The 16,162-nt window shown below is 66.2% G+C and carries 17 protein-coding genes; 15 read left to right on the top strand and 2 right to left on the bottom strand.

Annotated features, from left to right (window positions below; all coding sequences use genetic code 11):
- Nucleotides 1-15: 15 nt before the first annotated feature.
- The gene (ccsB, locus tag AADH62_RS02905; RefSeq protein ID WP_341578209.1) at nt 16-1,050 is read left to right on the top strand and encodes a c-type cytochrome biogenesis protein CcsB; all 1,035 of its coding nucleotides are present in this window, start codon (nt 16-18) and stop codon (nt 1,048-1,050) included.
- Between the two features lie 40 nt (nt 1,051-1,090).
- On the opposite strand, the gene AADH62_RS02900 is transcribed toward ccsB, so the two are convergent.
- On the bottom strand, nt 1,091-3,124 hold the full coding sequence (locus tag AADH62_RS02900) for a heavy metal translocating P-type ATPase (RefSeq protein ID WP_228179422.1): 2,034 nt from the start codon (nt 3,122-3,124) through the stop codon (nt 1,091-1,093).
- A gap of 80 nt (nt 3,125-3,204) precedes the next feature.
- On the opposite strand from AADH62_RS02900, the gene AADH62_RS02895 reads away from it, so the two are divergent.
- The 10 genes from AADH62_RS02895 (at nt 3,205) to AADH62_RS02850 (ending at nt 11,014) form a co-directional block, all read left to right on the top strand.
- Nucleotides 3,205-3,546, top strand: coding sequence for an ArsR/SmtB family transcription factor (locus tag AADH62_RS02895; RefSeq protein ID WP_228179421.1), 342 nt, complete (start codon nt 3,205-3,207; stop codon nt 3,544-3,546).
- A gap of 465 nt (nt 3,547-4,011) precedes the next feature.
- Entirely contained in the window at nt 4,012-5,523 is a 1,512-nt protein-coding gene (locus AADH62_RS02890; protein ID WP_341578208.1) for an MATE family efflux transporter, read from the top strand.
- A gap of 189 nt (nt 5,524-5,712) precedes the next feature.
- A complete protein-coding gene (locus AADH62_RS02885) occupies nt 5,713-6,084 on the top strand; it encodes a DoxX family protein (protein WP_341578207.1) in 372 nt (123 codons plus the stop codon).
- A complete protein-coding gene (locus AADH62_RS02880) occupies nt 6,081-6,980 on the top strand; it encodes a VOC family protein (protein ID WP_341578206.1) in 900 nt (299 codons plus the stop codon). The genes AADH62_RS02885 and AADH62_RS02880 overlap by 4 nt, the downstream gene beginning before the upstream one ends.
- A gap of 42 nt (nt 6,981-7,022) precedes the next feature.
- Nucleotides 7,023-7,514, top strand: coding sequence for a MarR family winged helix-turn-helix transcriptional regulator (locus AADH62_RS02875; protein WP_341578205.1), 492 nt, complete (start codon nt 7,023-7,025; stop codon nt 7,512-7,514).
- A 210-nt stretch (nt 7,515-7,724) separates the two neighbouring features.
- Nucleotides 7,725-8,756: a TerC family protein gene (locus AADH62_RS02870; protein ID WP_341578204.1), complete on the top strand. Its 1,032-nt coding sequence runs from the start codon at nt 7,725-7,727 to the stop codon at nt 8,754-8,756.
- A gap of 113 nt (nt 8,757-8,869) precedes the next feature.
- Nucleotides 8,870-9,097, top strand: coding sequence for a hypothetical protein (locus tag AADH62_RS02865; RefSeq protein WP_228179416.1), 228 nt, complete (start codon nt 8,870-8,872; stop codon nt 9,095-9,097).
- Nucleotides 9,094-9,534, top strand: a complete 441-nt coding sequence (locus tag AADH62_RS02860; RefSeq protein ID WP_341578203.1) for a TA system VapC family ribonuclease toxin — start codon at nt 9,094-9,096, stop codon at nt 9,532-9,534. Before AADH62_RS02865 ends, AADH62_RS02860 begins: the two co-directional genes overlap by 4 nt.
- A gap of 49 nt (nt 9,535-9,583) precedes the next feature.
- Entirely contained in the window at nt 9,584-10,327 is a 744-nt protein-coding gene (locus AADH62_RS02855) for an alpha/beta hydrolase (protein WP_341578202.1), read from the top strand.
- 33 nt (nt 10,328-10,360) lie between these two features.
- Nucleotides 10,361-11,014: a hypothetical protein gene (locus AADH62_RS02850; RefSeq protein ID WP_341578201.1), complete on the top strand. Its 654-nt coding sequence runs from the start codon at nt 10,361-10,363 to the stop codon at nt 11,012-11,014.
- Between the two features lie 14 nt (nt 11,015-11,028).
- On the opposite strand, the gene AADH62_RS02845 is transcribed toward AADH62_RS02850, so the two are convergent.
- Nucleotides 11,029-11,934 (bottom strand): LysR family transcriptional regulator, encoded by a 906-nt coding sequence (locus AADH62_RS02845; RefSeq protein WP_341578200.1) that lies wholly within the window; start codon nt 11,932-11,934, stop codon nt 11,029-11,031.
- 147 nt (nt 11,935-12,081) lie between these two features.
- On the opposite strand from AADH62_RS02845, the gene AADH62_RS02840 reads away from it, so the two are divergent.
- The 4 genes from AADH62_RS02840 to AADH62_RS02825 are packed head-to-tail and all read left to right on the top strand — an operon-like array spanning nt 12,082 to nt 16,112.
- Nucleotides 12,082-13,110: an amidohydrolase family protein gene (locus AADH62_RS02840; protein WP_341578199.1), complete on the top strand. Its 1,029-nt coding sequence runs from the start codon at nt 12,082-12,084 to the stop codon at nt 13,108-13,110.
- 10 nt (nt 13,111-13,120) lie between these two features.
- A complete protein-coding gene (ligK, locus tag AADH62_RS02835; protein ID WP_341578198.1) occupies nt 13,121-13,813 on the top strand; it encodes a 4-carboxy-4-hydroxy-2-oxoadipate aldolase/oxaloacetate decarboxylase in 693 nt (230 codons plus the stop codon).
- A gap of 2 nt (nt 13,814-13,815) precedes the next feature.
- Complete coding sequence (locus AADH62_RS02830; RefSeq protein WP_341578197.1) at nt 13,816-14,751, top strand: amidohydrolase family protein; 936 nt, start codon at nt 13,816-13,818, stop codon at nt 14,749-14,751.
- Nucleotides 14,752-14,753: 2 nt separating this feature from the next.
- Nucleotides 14,754-16,112 (top strand): protocatechuate 4,5-dioxygenase subunit alpha/beta, encoded by a 1,359-nt coding sequence (locus tag AADH62_RS02825; RefSeq protein ID WP_341578196.1) that lies wholly within the window; start codon nt 14,754-14,756, stop codon nt 16,110-16,112.
- The last annotated feature ends 50 nt before the right edge of the window (nt 16,113-16,162 follow it).

The following is a 16,162-nucleotide window of genomic DNA, read 5'->3' as shown; positions in this document are numbered from 1 at the left end:
GAAGGCCCCCACATCATGACCGGATCATCTGCGCTCACGCTCGATGGCATCTCACTGTTGCTGGTCTGGACCGCGATCGCCACCTACGTCCTCGCGTTCATCGCGTACACCATCGACCTCGCTCGTCGCTCCGTTCCCGTTGCCGTGCCGCTGAGGGACTTTGCCGTGCCGCTGAGGGACTCGGCGCTGGTCGGAGCAGCGACGGCACCCGCGGTCACAGATGCCTGGCAGGAACGGCGCCCGGTGAGCCCGGAGCCGGCACGTTCTCAACCGAGGCCGCTGTGGGCACGGCTCGGAACGGCGCTGACAATGCTCGGTTTCCTGTTCCACCTGGCCGGCACAGTCCTGCGAGGGATCGCGGCCGGACGGGTGCCGTGGGCCAACATGTACGAGTTCGCGCTCACCGGAACCGTCCTGATCGTCGCGGTGTACCTGCTTGTGTTGCGCCGCTACGACCTCCGCTTCCTCGGCGCGTTCCTCATCGGGATGGTGGTGCTGCTGCTGGGTGGCGCCACCATCACCTTCTACGTCGACGTCGTCCCACTCATGGACCCGCTCAAAAGTGTGTGGCTGGTCATCCACGTCTTCGTCGCATCCCTTGCCACCGCACTGTTCGCGATCGCCTGCGGCCTGTCGGTCACCCAGCTCCCGCAAGCCCGCCGCGAACGCCTCACGGCAGCCGCCCCTGCGGATGGCGCGCCACACAGCGGACCGCGGGTCCTGGCCACGCTGCCGCCCTCGGGAGCGCTCGAGTCTCTCGCGTACCGGTTCGTGATCGTCGGTTTCGTGTTCTGGACTTTCACACTGGTTGCCGGCGCGATCTGGGCCAATGACTCCTGGGGAAGGTACTGGGGGTTCGACACCAAGGAGGTCTGGACCTTCGTGATCTGGGTGCTCTATGCCGGCTACATCCATGCCCGCGCCACACGGGGGTGGCGAGGTGCCCGCTCCGCGTGGCTGTGCATCGTCGGTTTCCTCGCGGTGCTCTTCAACTTCACGGTCGTCAACATGTTCTTCAAAGGACTTCACGCCTACTCCGGCCTGAGCTGACCCCAGGCGCACCGCACGGGTCGAGCGCTCGACCCGCAGGTCACAGGGCGGGCTTGTCCTCGTGGTCGATGCCGTGGTGTTCCTTACCGCGCTCGAAGGCGAGGAGCCGGAGGGCGTTGCCGACCACGATCAGGGTGGATCCCTCGTGGATGAGGACGACGGCGCCGATGTTCAGGCCGACGAAGGTGGCGATGATGAGGAAGACGACGACGGCGAGGCTGGCGATCAGGTTCTGGCGGATGATCCGGCTGGTGGCACGGCTGAGCCGCACGGCGAACGGCACGCGCCCGAGGTCGTCGCTCATCAGGGCGATGTCGCAGGTCTCGAGCGCGACGGTGGAGCCGGCGGCGCCCATCGCGATGCCGATATCGGCGCGCGCCATCGCTGGGGCGTCGTTCACCCCGTCGCCGACCATGGCGATCGGGCGGTGGGACTGGGCGAGGCGGGTGATCTCGGCGACCTTGTCCTCGGGCAGCAGCTCTCCGATGGCCGTGTCGACTCCGACTTCACGCCCGACGGCGTCAGCGACCCGCTGATTGTCGCCCGAGATCATCACGAGCCGCCCGACGTTCGTGCCGCGCAGCGCGGCGAGCACCTGGGCCGACTCCGCGCGGGAGGCGTCCATGACGCCGACGAGACCGAGGAACCGGTCGCCGCGCCGCACGATCATCAGCGTCTGCCCGGAGTCGCGGGCATGTCCGTACGCCGCGTCGAGCGCAGGAGGGAGGGTGATCTGCTGCTCGTCGAACATGCGGAGGTTGCCGACCTCCACCGTCTCACCGTCGATTGTGGCGCGCACACCGCGGCCGATCACCGCGTTCAGATCTGTGGCGTCGACCCGCTCGGACTCGGAGACGCGGTCGGCGAGATCGCGGACGATCGCTGTGGCAAGAGGGTGATCGCTGAGGGCTTCGACCGCGACCAGTGTCGGGATCAGCAGCGCTCCGTCGTCGCCGTCGACCGGGATGACGGAGGTGACGCGGGGAAGGCCCCAGGTGAGCGTGCCGGTCTTGTCGAATGCCATCGCCTTGACCCGGCCGAGGGTCTCCAGGGGCGCGCCTCCCTTGACGAGCACGCCCGCGCGAGCGGCGCGGGCAACCCCCGCGAGTACGGCTGCGGGGGTGGCGATCGCGAGAGCGCAGGGACTTGCGGCGACGAGCACGGTCATCGAGAGATAGAACGCGTCGCTGAACTGCTGCCCGAACCCGAACATCGCCACCAGCAAGGTGGCCGCGACGCCGATGATCACGGCGGGCACGTACCAGCGCTGGAACCGGTCGATGAACTGCTGGGTCGGGGATGTGGCCTGGTCGGCGGTCCGGACGAGCTCGACGACTTTGCTCAGGGTCGAGTCGGCCGCCGTGGCGGTGACCTCGACCTCGAGCACTCCTGATCCGTTGACGGTTCCTGCGAAGACTCGGTTTGCGGCCGGCAGGGTGTCTATGGTGCGCATCGCACGCTCGGGATCGGTGACGGGTTCCTTCTCCACGGGGATGGACTCGCCGGTGACCGCCGACTGGTCGACGGCAGAGACGCCCGAGATCACGAAGCCGTCCGAGGGGATTCGTGAGTTCGGGCGAATCACGATGATGTCCGCGACCGCGATCTGCTCGACCGGCACCTCCACCGGCTCCCCGCCGTCGCGGCGGACCAGCGCCGTGCGAGGAGCGAGCTCCGCGAGGGCCTCGATGGACTTGCTCGCCCGGCTCAGGGCGTACTCTTCCAGGGCGTGTCCCAGGCTGAACAGGAACAGCAGCACCGCTCCCTCGGCCCATTTTCCGATCAGTGCGGCGCCGATCGCGGCCACGAGCATGAGGAAATCGACCTCGAACTTGCCTCGCAACGTCGAGGTGATCGCCGACCGGAAGGTGAAGAACCCGCCGAAGAAGTAGGTGGCGAGGAAGAACGCCAGCGGCATCCCGAGCAAGGGCATCCCCAACGCGAACTCCGTGATCATCCCGGCCGTGTACGTCACGCCGGACGCGATCGCAAACCACAGCTCCCACCGTGTCGAGCCATGCGCATGCTCATGTGCGTCTGTGGAAGGTGCTGCAGTTCGAGAGGTGCCTGTCATGCGTTCACCATACATCACAACATCATGATATGTTGTAAATGTGTATGATTATCGTATTCGGCGGGGGCAGAATGGTGTCCATGACTGATGAGATCCTGCACGAAGCGGATGGCGTGCTATCAGTTGCGGACGCCGAGCGACTTTCGGAGATCATGCAGGCTCTCGCCTCACCCGTGCGATTGCGTATCCTGAGCGTGCTGCGCGCCCGGCCGAGCACAGTCACCGAGCTCAGCGAAGAACTGGGGTCGGGACAGACCACCGTATCCAACCACCTGCGGCTGCTGCGACACCTCAGCCTCGTGGAGGGAAGCCGGGACGGACGCCACGTGCACTACGTGTTGTACGACGAGCATGTTGCAGAACTTCTGGATGAGGCCGTGGGCCATTTGTCTCACCTCGCCTCCGAATCCAAACGGGGTTAGCGGGGCGGGTTCAGAATCCGTGCATAGGCAACGGCCGGATTGGCTATCAGTGGCACGACATGGAAAGGAACCCGGTGAGCGCGAGCGGTTCACGTCGATCCGACCGGCGGAAGTGGACATCTGCTGAATACGCCTACGTGGCCTTGGGATTGAACGGCCTTTGTCTGCTGATCTTGTTCTCGAACCTGCTCGCAGGAAACTCCTGGTGGCAGGTCGCAGTTCCGCTTGCCGCGGTGTGTCTCGTTCTCGGTGCCGTGTCAGGGTTCCAGACGAGGCGATTGAGGATGAGAGAGCGTCAGGGACGTGACTGAGACCTAGGAAGGCCTGGCCTCCGGTTGCAGGAGTTCGCCGCCGTGCGAACCGCCGGACCTCCCTTCCAGTGTGTCGAATCGATTCGATAAACTGAGCAACGGTGCCCTCAACGACACCGTCATCCCATCTCCGACGCACGGCTCGAGGGCACGAATGGCGCGCAGCCTGATCACCGGACACCCCTGGCGGGTGATCCTTCTCTTCTCGGTGCCGCTCCTCATCGGCAACGTGGTGCAGCAGCTCTACCAGTTCGTGGATGCGATCGTTGTCGGGCGTCAGCTCGGCGTGGACGCGCTAGCGGCGGTCGGCGCGACGGGTAGCCTGCTGTTCCTCTTGCTCGGATTTGCGTGGGGCATGACGACGGGGTTCGCGATCCCGACGGCGCAGGCTTTCGGCGCGCACGACGCCGCCGCGGTGCGCCGGTCGGTCGCTGTCGGGACAGTGCTCACGGCGGCGGCATCCGTGGTTCTGACCGTTGTCGCACCGCTGGTCGCCGAGCCGCTCCTCGTCTTGATGCAGACGCCCGCCGCTCTGATTCCGCAAGCCACGGTGTTCGCGCAGGTGAGCTTCCTCGGGTCGGGCGCGATCATGTTCTTCAACTACTTGTCGGCGATCATCCGGGCGATCGGCGACTCGCGCACTCCCCTGGTGTTCCTCAGCATCGCGTGCGCCCTCAACGTCGCCTTCGTCATCGTCACGGTCGGACCCCTCCAGTGGGGTGTCGCGGGAGCCGCGGCATCCACCGTCATCGCCCAGGCTCTCTCGGTGATCTGGTGTCTGGACTACGTGCGTCGGCGGGCTCCTGCTCTGCATGTGCACCGCGCCGACTGGCGACTACGCCGTGCGGAGGTCCTCGACCACCTGCGGCTCGGTTTGCCGATGGGCTTCCAGGCGTCGATCATCGCGATCGGCACTCTGACGGTGCAGGTGCGCCTGAACGAGCTGGGTACCGCCGAAGTCGCCGCCTACACCGCAGCCTCGCGGGTCGATGGCCTCGCGGTGGCTCTTCTCCAGTCGCTGGGTCTCGCGGTATCGATGTACGTCGCCCAGAACTTCGGCGCTCGGCGACCAGATCGCATCCTGCGCGGCGTTACGCAATCCCTCGTGATTGCGACGGTCGCCGCTGTCGTGCTCGGAGTCATTCTCGTCGCCTTCGGCACGCAGATCGTCGAGCTGTTCGTCGGTCGCGGGGTCGAGGATGTCGTCTCGATGGCGGCCACGATGCTCGTCATCAACGCCTTCAGCTACACGGCACTCGGCATCCTGTTCGTGCTGCGCGGCGCCCTCCAGGGGCTGGGGCACGCCCTGATACCCACCATCACGGGGATCGTCGAGCTCGTCATGCGCGTGGGGGCAGCGATCGTGCTGGGCGCGATGTTCGGATTCATCGGGGTCGTCTGGAGCAACCCGCTCGCCTGGATCGGCGCCACCCTCGTGCTCGTGCCGGCGTACCTGCACGCTCGGCGCGCACTTCTGCGGATGCCGGTCTCGCCGCTCGCGCCGACCCCGACGACGCCCATCCCGATCGTGGGACCCACGAACGGATCGCTGGCGGTGGATGCGATCGTGACTGCCCCCGTGCCGGTGGTTGTCCCCGAACAGCGTGGGCGGGTGTTCGGGCGGCTCCCCTCGATACGCCCACGTCGCCGGCGGATGCGTCGCTGACAGACGCGCGGAGCCAGCCTCAGGTGCTGAGCGCGGCCGGCGTTCTTGCGCCGCCAGCACTCAAACAGCTCGCCTGTCCGCACGGTGCGCAGCAGCGTCACCAGACTGCGGAATAGGCGCGCTCTGAAGGTTGTTGCGTCAACTAATAGCCGATGCGCAGTCCCGCGCTGGCTTGACGAAAGGACCATCATGCTCATCGCCTACTGGATCATCGCCGGACTGCTAGCGCTCATCTACCTCTTCGCCGGCGGGACGAAGCTCGTTCGTCCGCGGGAAGCACTTGCGTCATCGGGCATGGGCTGGGCCGCAGACTTCCCCGCTGGCGTCGTCAAGCTCATCGGCGCTGTCGAGGTGCTCGGTGCTGTCGGACTGATCCTCCCGCCCATCACCGGAATCGCGCCGATCTTGGCGCCGATCGCCGCCATCGGGCTTGTGCTGGTCCAACTCGGCGCGATGATCGTCCACGGGCGTCGACGCGAGGCCAAGATGATCCCGGCGAACCTCGTCTTGGCGGCCCTAGCGGCAGCCGCGGCGATCCTCGGATTCCTGGTGTGGTCATGACCGGCACCCTGCTCGGCTGGCGCCCGAAGGCGCTCCACACCGCGGGAGCGGCAGCCGACGAGACGCGCATGGACACCGTCGAGCTTCTCGTCGGCGACCTCGACGCGCAGACAGCGTTCTATCGCGACGCCATCGGCCTCGACGTGATGGAACAGTCCGGCGCGTCCGCGACCCTCGGCCGCTCCGGTACTCCCGTCGTGACTATGACGCACACGCCGGACCTGCCGCCGTTCGACCGATCAGGTGCAGGGCTCTACCACACAGCTATCGCGTTCCCCGATCGGGTCAGCCTGTCGGCGGCTGTCATGAAGATGGCGCAGCATCCGTCTCACATTTACCAGGGCGCCACCGACCACACGTTCAGCAACGCGTTCTACTTCCAAGACCCGGAGGGCAACGGTATCGAGCTCTATTGGGACCGGCCCGCAGAGCAGTGGCAGAACATGCCCGCGGGGTGGATGCCGCGCAACACCGCGATCGATCCGAACGCGTTCCTGCGCACACATTTCGACACCGAGCGCCCGGAACCGGAAGACGCCACGGTCGGGCACGTCCACCTGCAGGTGGGGGACATCCCCACGGCGCGCCGCTTCTACGTCGATACCCTCGGGCTCGACATCACGTTCGATCTCGGGAGCGCGCTGTTCGTCTCCGCCGGCGGCTACCACCACCACATCGGGCTGAACACCTGGCACAGCGCGGGTGCCGGGCCGCGTGCAGCATCCCTGGGGCTCGGAGATGTACGCCTGCGGATGCCCGCGCGCGACGACATCCTCTCCTTGGCCGACAGGGCCCGCCATGCTGGCGTCGCGGTGGAGGATGACGGGCATGTCGTCAGCCTGCGCGACCCCTGGGGAACGCTGCTGACTGTCGCACCGGAGGCGCCGGACGCGTGAGATGCGCTGACGCCCGGCGTCGGGAGCGAGGATAGGTGGACCATGACCTTCCCTGTTCCGCGGATGAGCCCGAGCGAGGCCGAAGCGTGGACCGGCCTGATCCGCGTCTGCATGCTTCTTCCTGCCGAGCTCGATTCGCAGCTCCAACGCGATTCCTCGATGACGCACTTCGAGTTCGCCGTCCTGACCTTCGTGCGATGGGCGCCGGAGTCAAGAGCCTCGATGACGGCGATCGCGGAGGCCACGAACTCCACGCTCTCGCGTCTCTCGCACGTGTGCACGCGTCTGCAAAAGCGCGGTCTCGTTGAGAAGAGCGCGTCAGCGTCGGATGCGCGCGTGACCGAGGTGACCCTCACATCGGCGGGCCGTCGCGAGCTCGTGCGGGCAACGCCGGGTCACATCGAGACGGTGCGTCGACTGGTGATCGACGTGCTTTCAGACGAGGATCTCGCCGATCTCGCCCGAATCACCCGCCTCCTCGGTGAGCGCCTCGACCCCAGCTGCCGGGGTGACGGAGAAAGCGCCGGCCAGTAGTGGAGATGCGCTGGTAGCGGCAGCTCCCAGCGCCTTCCCAGAAACAGGAACTGCGATTCCGGTATCGTCGCGCGTAACCAAGGGGAGTACTCCGCCACGGTCGGCTCGTCATTACGGACGCTCTTGCGTCCCGGGTCACCGGTCCTCGGCGACGGGGATGGAGAAGACCTTGGCGTAGATCTGATCATCACGCCAAGGCAGGAGTCCCTTGTGAACGTCACCCTGACGGTCTGGCTCATCACGATCGCGGTCACTATCGCGTTCTTCGTGTACGAGTTCTATGCGCACGTGCGCAAGCCCCACGAGCCGACCCTGGGCGAATCGGCCCGGTGGTCGGCCTTCTACATCGGACTTGCGCTGTTGTTCGGCGTCGGAGTCGGGCTCGTCTCGGGTTGGGACTTCGGCGGCGAGTACTTCGCCGGCTACCTCACCGAGAAGGCCCTCTCTGTCGACAACCTATTCGTCTTCCTCATCGTCATGACCGGCTTCGCGGTGCCGAAGATCTACCAGCAGAAAGTGCTGATGATCGGTATCGTCATCGCCCTCATCATGCGCGGGATCTTCATCGCGGTGGGCGCCGCGCTCATCGAGAACTTCTCGTGGATCTTCTGGGTCTTCGGCGCACTGCTCCTGTACCTGGCCTATCGCCAAGCGTTCACTCACGGTGAGTCCGACCCAGCCAACGGCCGGTTCATGCGCTTCATGCGACGCATCCTGCCCGTCAGCAACGAGTACAACGGCGACAAGCTGACGGTGAAGAAAGACGGACGACGCTTCGTCTCCCCGATGCTGCTCGTCATCATCGCCATCGGGTTCGTCGACCTCATCTTCGCCGTCGACTCGATTCCCGCGATCTATGGGCTCACGCAAGAGGCCTACATCGTCTTCACCGCCAACGCGTTTGCGCTGATGGGTCTGCGCCAGCTCTACTTCCTCATCGGCGGCCTGCTCGAGCGCCTGGTCTACCTCGCGCAGGGGCTCGCTGTCATCCTCGCCTTCATCGGCGTCAAGCTCCTCATTCACGCGCTGCACAAGAACGAGTTGCCGTTCCTCAACGGCGGTGAGCCGATCACGGTGATCCCGGAGATCCCGATCTGGCTCTCGCTCCTGTTCATCGCGGGCACGATCGCGGTCGCCACGATCGCGAGTCTCGCGAAGACCCGCAAGGATGCCAGAGCCGCCATTGCCGGCGAGACCGCCGAGACGGATGCCGACAGTGACGCATCCGTCGAGAACCGCTGATGGGCGACCTGTGGTGGAACATCGCGCTGATAGTCGATCGGCTCTATGGGGCCGTTCGCGGTAACGATCACGACGCCATTGACCGCGGATGCGTGATGCGTGATGCTTGATGCATGCGCACGACCCTCACGATCGACGACGACGTTCTCGCCGCGGCGAAGCAGTTCGCCGACGCTCGGGGCATCACCCTCGGTGAGGCGGTCTCGCAGCTGGCTCGCGCCACTCTGACTGAGCGCAGGCGCTTCGACAAGCGCAATGGGATCGTTCTGCTGCCGACCACGCCTGCGGCGGGACGCGCGACCCTCGACGATGTCAACGCGTTGCGAGACGATAACCAGTGAGCCGTCATCTGCTGGATGTCAACGCGATCATCGCTCTGATCGATCCGTTGCACGTCCATCACGAACGCGCGCACGCCTGGTTCGCCGCGCGGCCCGAGTCGCAGGACGACAGCACGTGGCACACGTGCCCCATCGTGCAAAACGGCGTCGTGCGGGTGGTCAGTCACCCGAAATACCCGAACACCCAGCCGGTGCCGGTCGTGCTCGCGAGCCTGGCCAGTCTCACCGCACGAGACGATCACGTCTTCCTCGCCGACTCCGTCAGTCTTCTCGACTCCTCCATCCACACGGAGCGACTGCTCGCGAGCTCGCAGGTCACGGATACCTACCTGCTGCACCTGGCTGCGTCCCACGACGCGCTGCTGGCCACCTTCGATGCCCGCCTCGTGACGGCCGCCGTTCCGGGCGGCAAGGCAGTGCTGTTCCCGATACCCTGACTCCCGTCGTCCGCGTCGTCGCGTCGGCACTGTCTTGAGAGGTTCGTCCATGTCGTCATCCGCCCCCACCCTCGTTCTAGTCCACGGCGCCTGGGGAGGCGGCTGGGTCTGGCGTCGAGTGCTGGCGCCGCTGCGTGAGGCCGGGTTCGAGGTCCACACCGTGACCCTGACCGGAGACGGTGAACGGGCACACCTGCGCCGACCCGACATCGATCTGCACACGCACATCGCGGACGTCATCGGCCTCGTCGAGATGGAAGAACTCGAGAACGTCGTGCTGGTCGGGCACAGCTACGGCGGCATGGTCATCACGGGCGCCGCCGTCGAACTTCAGCAGCGGCATCCTGGGGTGCTCTCGGGCCTGGTCTACGTCGACGCGATGTTCCCGAAGCCGGGTGACGGATGGGGTGTCTCGCATTCGCCCGAGGTTGCTGCCGCGCGCCTGGCGGCCGCTGCCGAGAACGACAACGCCCTGCCGGCGCCGAACGCCGAAGCAGGTTTCGACCTCAGTCCCGAAGATGCTGCGTGGCTGAACCGCCGGCACGTGCCGCATCCGTTCGGGATGTACCGGCAGCCGCTGGACTACGACGCAGCCCTGCTCGAGGAGGTCCCACGCCTGTTCGTCGACTGCACGGATCCTGCCTACCCGACGATCGAGCCGGTGCGGCGCCTCGTGCGCGAGGAGCCGGGATGGCAGGTCGTCGAGATCGCGACGGGTCACTTCCCGATGGTCACGACGCCGACCGAACTTATCGCTCACGTGCGCGGCTTCGCCGAGTCCTTGCGCTCCTGAGCGGCATCCCCGACGGCGGAGCACAATAGGACCATGACCGACTCACTGCCGAGCCTCGACACTCCATGGACGCGGCTCGACGCGGCATCCGTCGCTGACCTGCTCGCCGACACCGAGGCGCGCTGGTGGCTCTCGGGCGGGAGCGCCTACGACCAGTGGCGCGGCGAGGCCCTACGCGAGCGTGACCGCACCACGATCAGCACCGTCTACACCCAGCTCGACGATCTCGTCGGATCGCTCCCCGACGGGATGAGCTGCTGGGCGCGGATCGGTGACGACCTCGTTCGGTGGTCCGACCTGCCCGACGGCGCAGATATTCCGTCGGCCTGGATCTTCGACGAGGCGATGGATGCCTGGGTGCTGCAGATCAACCTCGAAGACGGCACCGCGGACCGCTGGGTCTACCGGCGCGATCCTCGACTGCAGCTCCCGTGGGAGAAGGCGGTCCTCGACATCGATGACATTCCGACCGGTGCACCTGAAGTGCAGCTGGTCTGGAAAGCGCTGCGTCCCTACCCCGATGACGAAGCCGACAAGGACGTCATCCTTCCCGCGCTTCCCGAGGAAGCACGGACCTGGTGGGAAAAGGCGATCCTGTCGATCCATCCACACTCGACGTGGTCAATCCACGTCCGCAGCCCGTTCGCTCCCGCCAAGGCGAGCTGGAACCGCACCCGACGCGGCTAAATCTTCGTGCTGGGCTAGATCTCGGTGCCGGGCTCGACCACCGCGCCGTGGACAAGCCGGCGGAACCAGCGCTGTGCCGGCGTGAGGCTCGACTCCCGTCGGGTGAAGATCGCCACCGGGGTGCTCTGGCCCGGCCAGGGCAGGTCCGCAATGCGGAGCGCCGGGAACCAGCCGCAGAAGACCTCGGCAACATGACGCGGGAGGAACGTGACGAGGTCGGTGTCTTGCAGCACCGCCGGGAGCGTGCCGTACTCCTCGACCGTCAACGCGACCTGCGGCATGAGTCCGTGTTCGAGCAACAGCTGCAGCGGGTAGGTGTGCCCGCCTCGCGATGACACCCGCACGAACCCCCGCCCGGCGAACATGTCCGGCCCCGGCGGGGGCAACGGATGCCGCCGCGACGTGAGCGCCACGTACTCCACAGCGCGCACCGGCGTGCGCCAGAGGCGCGCGGCATCCATCAGGGCGACGGTGATGGCGAGGTCGAGGTGCCCGCGCACGAGCTCTTCCTCCACCTCGTCGGCATCCAGCCGCTTCACCGCGAGGCGCGCGGTCGATCGCTCGCGGGCAAGCGCCGCCATGATCGGGGGCAAGAACGTCTGCTCGCCGATCGAGGTCAGCCCGAGGGAGAGCTCGCCGGTGAAGGCTGACGGATCGAAGGATGCCGTTTCGCTCACCGTCGACTCGATCTGCGCGAGTGCTTCGTGCAACGGTCCAAACAGCTGAGTCGCGCGGGTCGTCGGCACCATGACGTGCCCCTCGCGCCGGAACAGATCGTCGCCGAAGCGCTCTCTCAGACGCGCGAGCGTGTAGCTCACGGTGGGTTGGGTGACATGGAGGAACTCGGCTGTGGCTGTGAGGCTGCGCAGTTCGTAGAGCACGACGAACGTGCGCAGTTGGTTGAGATCCGGAATGGCCACGCATTGACTCCATCTATGGAGAGGGACTCCGGAATCTATTGGACCACACCGGAGCCCCGACTTACCCTCGAGACAGGCTCCCTCCCCGCGTTGCCCCAGGGACTACCCCCAGTGACAGCGCCAATCCAGTGACAAGGACGACACTCGGTGATCATCGACATCCACGGCCACTACACCACCGCACCGGCCCAGCTCGGCGCATGGCGTGACCTGCAGATCGCCTTCGCGAACGGCCAGGGCGAGGCCCCCGACCCCGCGACGCTGCACATCAGCGACGACGACATCCGCGAGACCATCGAAGCCAACCAGCTGAAGCTCATGAATGAGCGTGGCTCCGACCTCACGGTCTTCAGCCCGCGGGCGTCCTTCATGGCCCACCACATCGGCGACCTCGCGGTCAGCCAGACCTGGGCGCGCATCTGCAACGACCTCGTCGCGCGGGTCAGTGAGCTCTTCCCCGACCGCTTCATCATGGGCGCGATGCTCCCCCAGTCGCCAGGCGAAGATCCGGCGACGTCGGTGCCCGAGCTCGTCCGTGCGGTCGAGGAGCTCGGCGCCGTCGAGATCAACCTCAACCCCGACCCCTCCGGCGGGCTGTGGACAGCCCCGGCGCTCACCGACCGTTCGTGGTACCCGATCTACGAGAAGCTCGTCGAGTATGAGATCCCCGCGATGATCCACGTGAGCACCTCGTGTAAGCCGCAGTTCCACACGACCGGCGATCACTACCTCGGCGCCGATACGACTGCCTTCATGCAGCTGCTCAAGGGCGATCTGTTCCGCGACTTCCCTGACCTGAAGTTCGTCATCCCCCACGGCGGCGGAGCTGTCCCATATCACTGGGGTCGCTTCCGGGGCCTGGCGATGGCTCTCGGTAAGCCCGAACTCGAAGAGCACCTGCTGAACAACGTCTTCTTCGATACCTGCGTCTACCACCAGCCCGGCATCAACCTGCTGACCGAAGTCATTCCGACCGAGAACATCCTCTTCGCCAGCGAAATGATCGGCGCGGTGCGCGACATCGACCCGCGCACCGGCCACTACTTCGACGACACCAAGCGCTACGTCGACGCCACCCCGAATCTGACGGATGCCGAACGCGAGCTCGTCTTCGAGGGCAACGCTCGCCGGGTCTACCCGCGACTGCACCGGGCGCTCGCAAAGCAGGGGAAGTGAGAGGACCATCATGCGACTGAACAATTTGGGCATCGTCCGCACGAAGATCGAGCGCCCTGACCCCGCCGATGTTGCGCGCCTCTCGCAGTTCGGCGTCGCGACGATCCACGAGGCGATGGGTCGCGTCGGACTGCTGCGTCCCTACATCCGTCCCGCCTACACCGGCGCGAAGCTCTGCGGGCCGGCGGTGACCGTGCTGCTGCAGCCGGGCGACAACTGGATGTTCCACGTTGCTGCCGAGCAGGTGCAGGAGGGTGACGTGATCGTCGCCGGGTGCACCACCGAGTCCGAAGACGGCTTCTTCGGCGAACTGCTCGCCACTTCGCTGACGGCCCGCGGATGCAAGGGCCTGGTCATCGACGGGGGCGTGCGCGATGTCGCCGACCTCGAGAAGATGAACTTCCCCGTCTTCTCCCGCGCGATCAACTCGAAGGGAACGGTCAAGGCGACCCTCGGCTCCGTCAACGTCGATGTCGTCGTCGCGAACGCGCTGGTTCACCCCGGCGATGTCGTCGTCGCGGATGTCGACGGTGTCGTGGTCGTACCGCGCGAGCTCGTCGGCGCGGTGGCTGACGCAAGCCAGAAGCGCGAAGACAACGAAGAGGCCAAGCGCCAGAAGTTCCGCGAGGGCGTGCTGGGCCTCGACATCTACGGCATGCGCGAGCCGCTTGCCGCCGCCGGCCTCGAGTACGTGGAGGACTGACGATGGCTCACGGCGACACGAGCGGCGGGTTCGAGAAGACCCGCGGCTGGCTGGACTGGTACGACGGTCCTTCCACGCCCAGATTCCAGGTACCGGCCGGTGCGGTCGACGCGCACTGCCACGTGTTCGGTCCCGGAGAGCAGTTCCCGTACGCCCCCGAGCGCAAGTACACGCCGTGCGACGCCTCAGCCGACCAGCTCTTCGCCCTGCGCGACCAGCTCGGCTTCGACCGGAACGTCATCGTGCAAGCCACCTGCCACGGAGCCGACAACCGAGCCCTCGTCGATGCGCTTGAGCGCAGTGCGGGACGCGCTCGGGGCGTGGCCACCGTGCGCCGCGATGTCACCGCCGAGCAGCTCGCCGAGCTGCACGAGGCGGGGGTCCGCGGGGTGCGCTTCAACTTCGTCAAGCGACTGGTCGATCGTGTACCGACCGATTCGCTGGACGAGATCGTCGCGAAGATCGCCCCCCTGGGCTGGCACGTGGTGATCTACTTCGAGGCCGAGGACCTTCCTGGCCTCTACGACTTCTTCTCCGCCATCCCCACCGATGTCGTCGTGGACCACATGGGCCGCCCCGACGTCAGCAAGGATCCGGACGGTCCCGAGTTCGGACTGTTCCTGCGCTTCATGCGCGAGAACCCGAATGTGTGGACGAAGGTGTCATGCCCCGAGCGCCTGAGCATCACCGGGCCTCGGGCTCTCGACGGTGAACAGCACGCCTACACCGATGTCGTGCCGTTTGCCCGACGCGTGGTCGAGGAATTCCCCGACCGCGTGCTGTGGGGAACCGATTGGCCCCACCCCAACCTCAAGGACCACATGCCCGATGATGGCTTGCTGGTCGACTACATCCCTCAGATCGCCACGACCCCCGAGCTGCAGCACAAGCTGCTGGTCGAGAACCCGCGGCGACTCTACTGGCCAGAAGGAGACTGACCATGGCACTGGACAAGCCGTACAAGAACGTCCCCGGCACGATCATTTTCGACGCCGAGCAAGCCCGTAAGGGCTACCAGATCAACCAGCTCTGCATGTCGTTCATGAAGCCGGAGAACCGCGAGCGGTACCTCGCCGACCGTGAGGCCTACCTCGACGAATGGCAGCTGACCCCCAAGGCGCGGCAGGCGATCCTCGACCTCGACCTGAACTCCGCCATGGAAGAGGGTGGCAACATCTACTTCCTCGCCAAGCTCGGAGCCACCCACGGTCTGAGCTTCCAGCAGATGGCCGGTTCGATGACCGGCATGAGCGAGGCCGCATACCGCGACATGATGATCTCGGGTGGCCGCCGCCCCGAGGGCAACCGCATGAAGGACCTCGACGGCTGGACGCCGCCGCAGCCCGGCGAGAAGGCCGAGACGATGCGGCCGGATGCTCCCGCCAAGCTGACCTCGGCGCTGTACACCTCGCACGTGCCGGCAATCGGCGCGGCGATGGACCTCGGCAAGACCGAAGAGCCGTACTGGAAGAAGGTCTTCGACGGCTACACCTGGACGCGGAAGTGGGCCAAGGAGAACACCCCGGATGTCGTCATCCTGGTCTACAACGACCACGCGACGGCTTTCGACTCATCCCTGATTCCGACCTTCGTGCTCGGTACCGGCGCTGAGTACGCGGTTGCCGACGAGGGCTACGGCCCGCGCCCGGTGCCGGATGTCAAGGGATACCCCGAGTTCGCTGCTCACCTGGCACAGTCGGTCATCCAGGATGACTTCGACCTGACCCTCGTGAACGAGATGGTGGTTGACCACGGGCTCACGGTGCCGCTCTCGCTCGTGTACGGCCAGGTCGAGGAGTGGCCGGTCAAGGTGATCCCGCTCGCGGTCAACGTCGTGCAGTACCCGGTGCCCTCGGGGCGCCGCTGCTACGAGCTCGGCAAGGCGCTGCGCCGCGCCATCGACAAGTGGGACGGCCCCGAGCTGAACGTGCAGATCTGGGGAACGGGCGGCATGAGCCACCAGCTGCAGGGCCCCCGCGCCGGCCTCATCAACCAGGAGTGGGATAACGCGTTCCTCGACATGCTGATCTCCGACCCGCTGGGCCTGACCGAATGGCCGCACATTGACTATGTCGACGAGGCCGGATCGGAAGGTATTGAGCTGGTCATGTGGCTCATCGCCCGCGGCGCGATGGACGACCAGTTCGGTGGCGGCGCTCCCGAGGTGAACCACCGGTTCTACCACGTGCCCGCCTCCAACACCGCGGTCGGTCACCTGGTCATCACCAATCCCGTCGCAGCCTCCACCGCGGCCGCCGATGTCGAGGAAGAGAAGGTTCCCGTCGGCGCAACGGCCTGACAGGCTGACCATAGACCCGCTCCGTGGGGATCGATCGCGCGATCCCCACG

The organism is Microbacterium schleiferi (assembly GCF_038150145.1).
GTDB lineage: Bacteria > Actinomycetota > Actinomycetes > Actinomycetales > Microbacteriaceae > Microbacterium > Microbacterium schleiferi_B.
This window is presented reverse-complemented; position numbering and strand designations above follow the sequence as displayed.

What these genes read in the sequence shown, in the direction of transcription:
- AADH62_RS02875 (WP_341578205.1), top strand. Translation starts at nt 7,023, where the DNA reads ATGACCTTCCCTGTTCCGCGGATGAGCCCGAGCGAGGCCGAAGCGTGG.
- AADH62_RS02825 (WP_341578196.1), top strand. Translation starts at nt 14,754, where the DNA reads ATGGCACTGGACAAGCCGTACAAGAACGTCCCCGGCACGATCATTTTC.
- AADH62_RS02865 (WP_228179416.1), top strand. Translation starts at nt 8,870, where the DNA reads ATGCGCACGACCCTCACGATCGACGACGACGTTCTCGCCGCGGCGAAG.
- AADH62_RS02850 (WP_341578201.1), top strand. Translation starts at nt 10,361, where the DNA reads ATGACCGACTCACTGCCGAGCCTCGACACTCCATGGACGCGGCTCGAC.
- ccsB (WP_341578209.1), top strand. Translation starts at nt 16, where the DNA reads ATGACCGGATCATCTGCGCTCACGCTCGATGGCATCTCACTGTTGCTG.
- ligK (WP_341578198.1), top strand. Translation starts at nt 13,121, where the DNA reads ATGCGACTGAACAATTTGGGCATCGTCCGCACGAAGATCGAGCGCCCT.
- AADH62_RS02830 (WP_341578197.1), top strand. Translation starts at nt 13,816, where the DNA reads ATGGCTCACGGCGACACGAGCGGCGGGTTCGAGAAGACCCGCGGCTGG.
- AADH62_RS02895 (WP_228179421.1), top strand. Translation starts at nt 3,205, where the DNA reads ATGACTGATGAGATCCTGCACGAAGCGGATGGCGTGCTATCAGTTGCG.
- AADH62_RS02855 (WP_341578202.1), top strand. Translation starts at nt 9,584, where the DNA reads ATGTCGTCATCCGCCCCCACCCTCGTTCTAGTCCACGGCGCCTGGGGA.
- AADH62_RS02885 (WP_341578207.1), top strand. Translation starts at nt 5,713, where the DNA reads ATGCTCATCGCCTACTGGATCATCGCCGGACTGCTAGCGCTCATCTAC.
- AADH62_RS02900 (WP_228179422.1), bottom strand. Translation starts at nt 3,124, where the DNA reads ATGACAGGCACCTCTCGAACTGCAGCACCTTCCACAGACGCACATGAG.
- AADH62_RS02880 (WP_341578206.1), top strand. Translation starts at nt 6,081, where the DNA reads ATGACCGGCACCCTGCTCGGCTGGCGCCCGAAGGCGCTCCACACCGCG.
- AADH62_RS02890 (WP_341578208.1), top strand. Translation starts at nt 4,012, where the DNA reads ATGGCGCGCAGCCTGATCACCGGACACCCCTGGCGGGTGATCCTTCTC.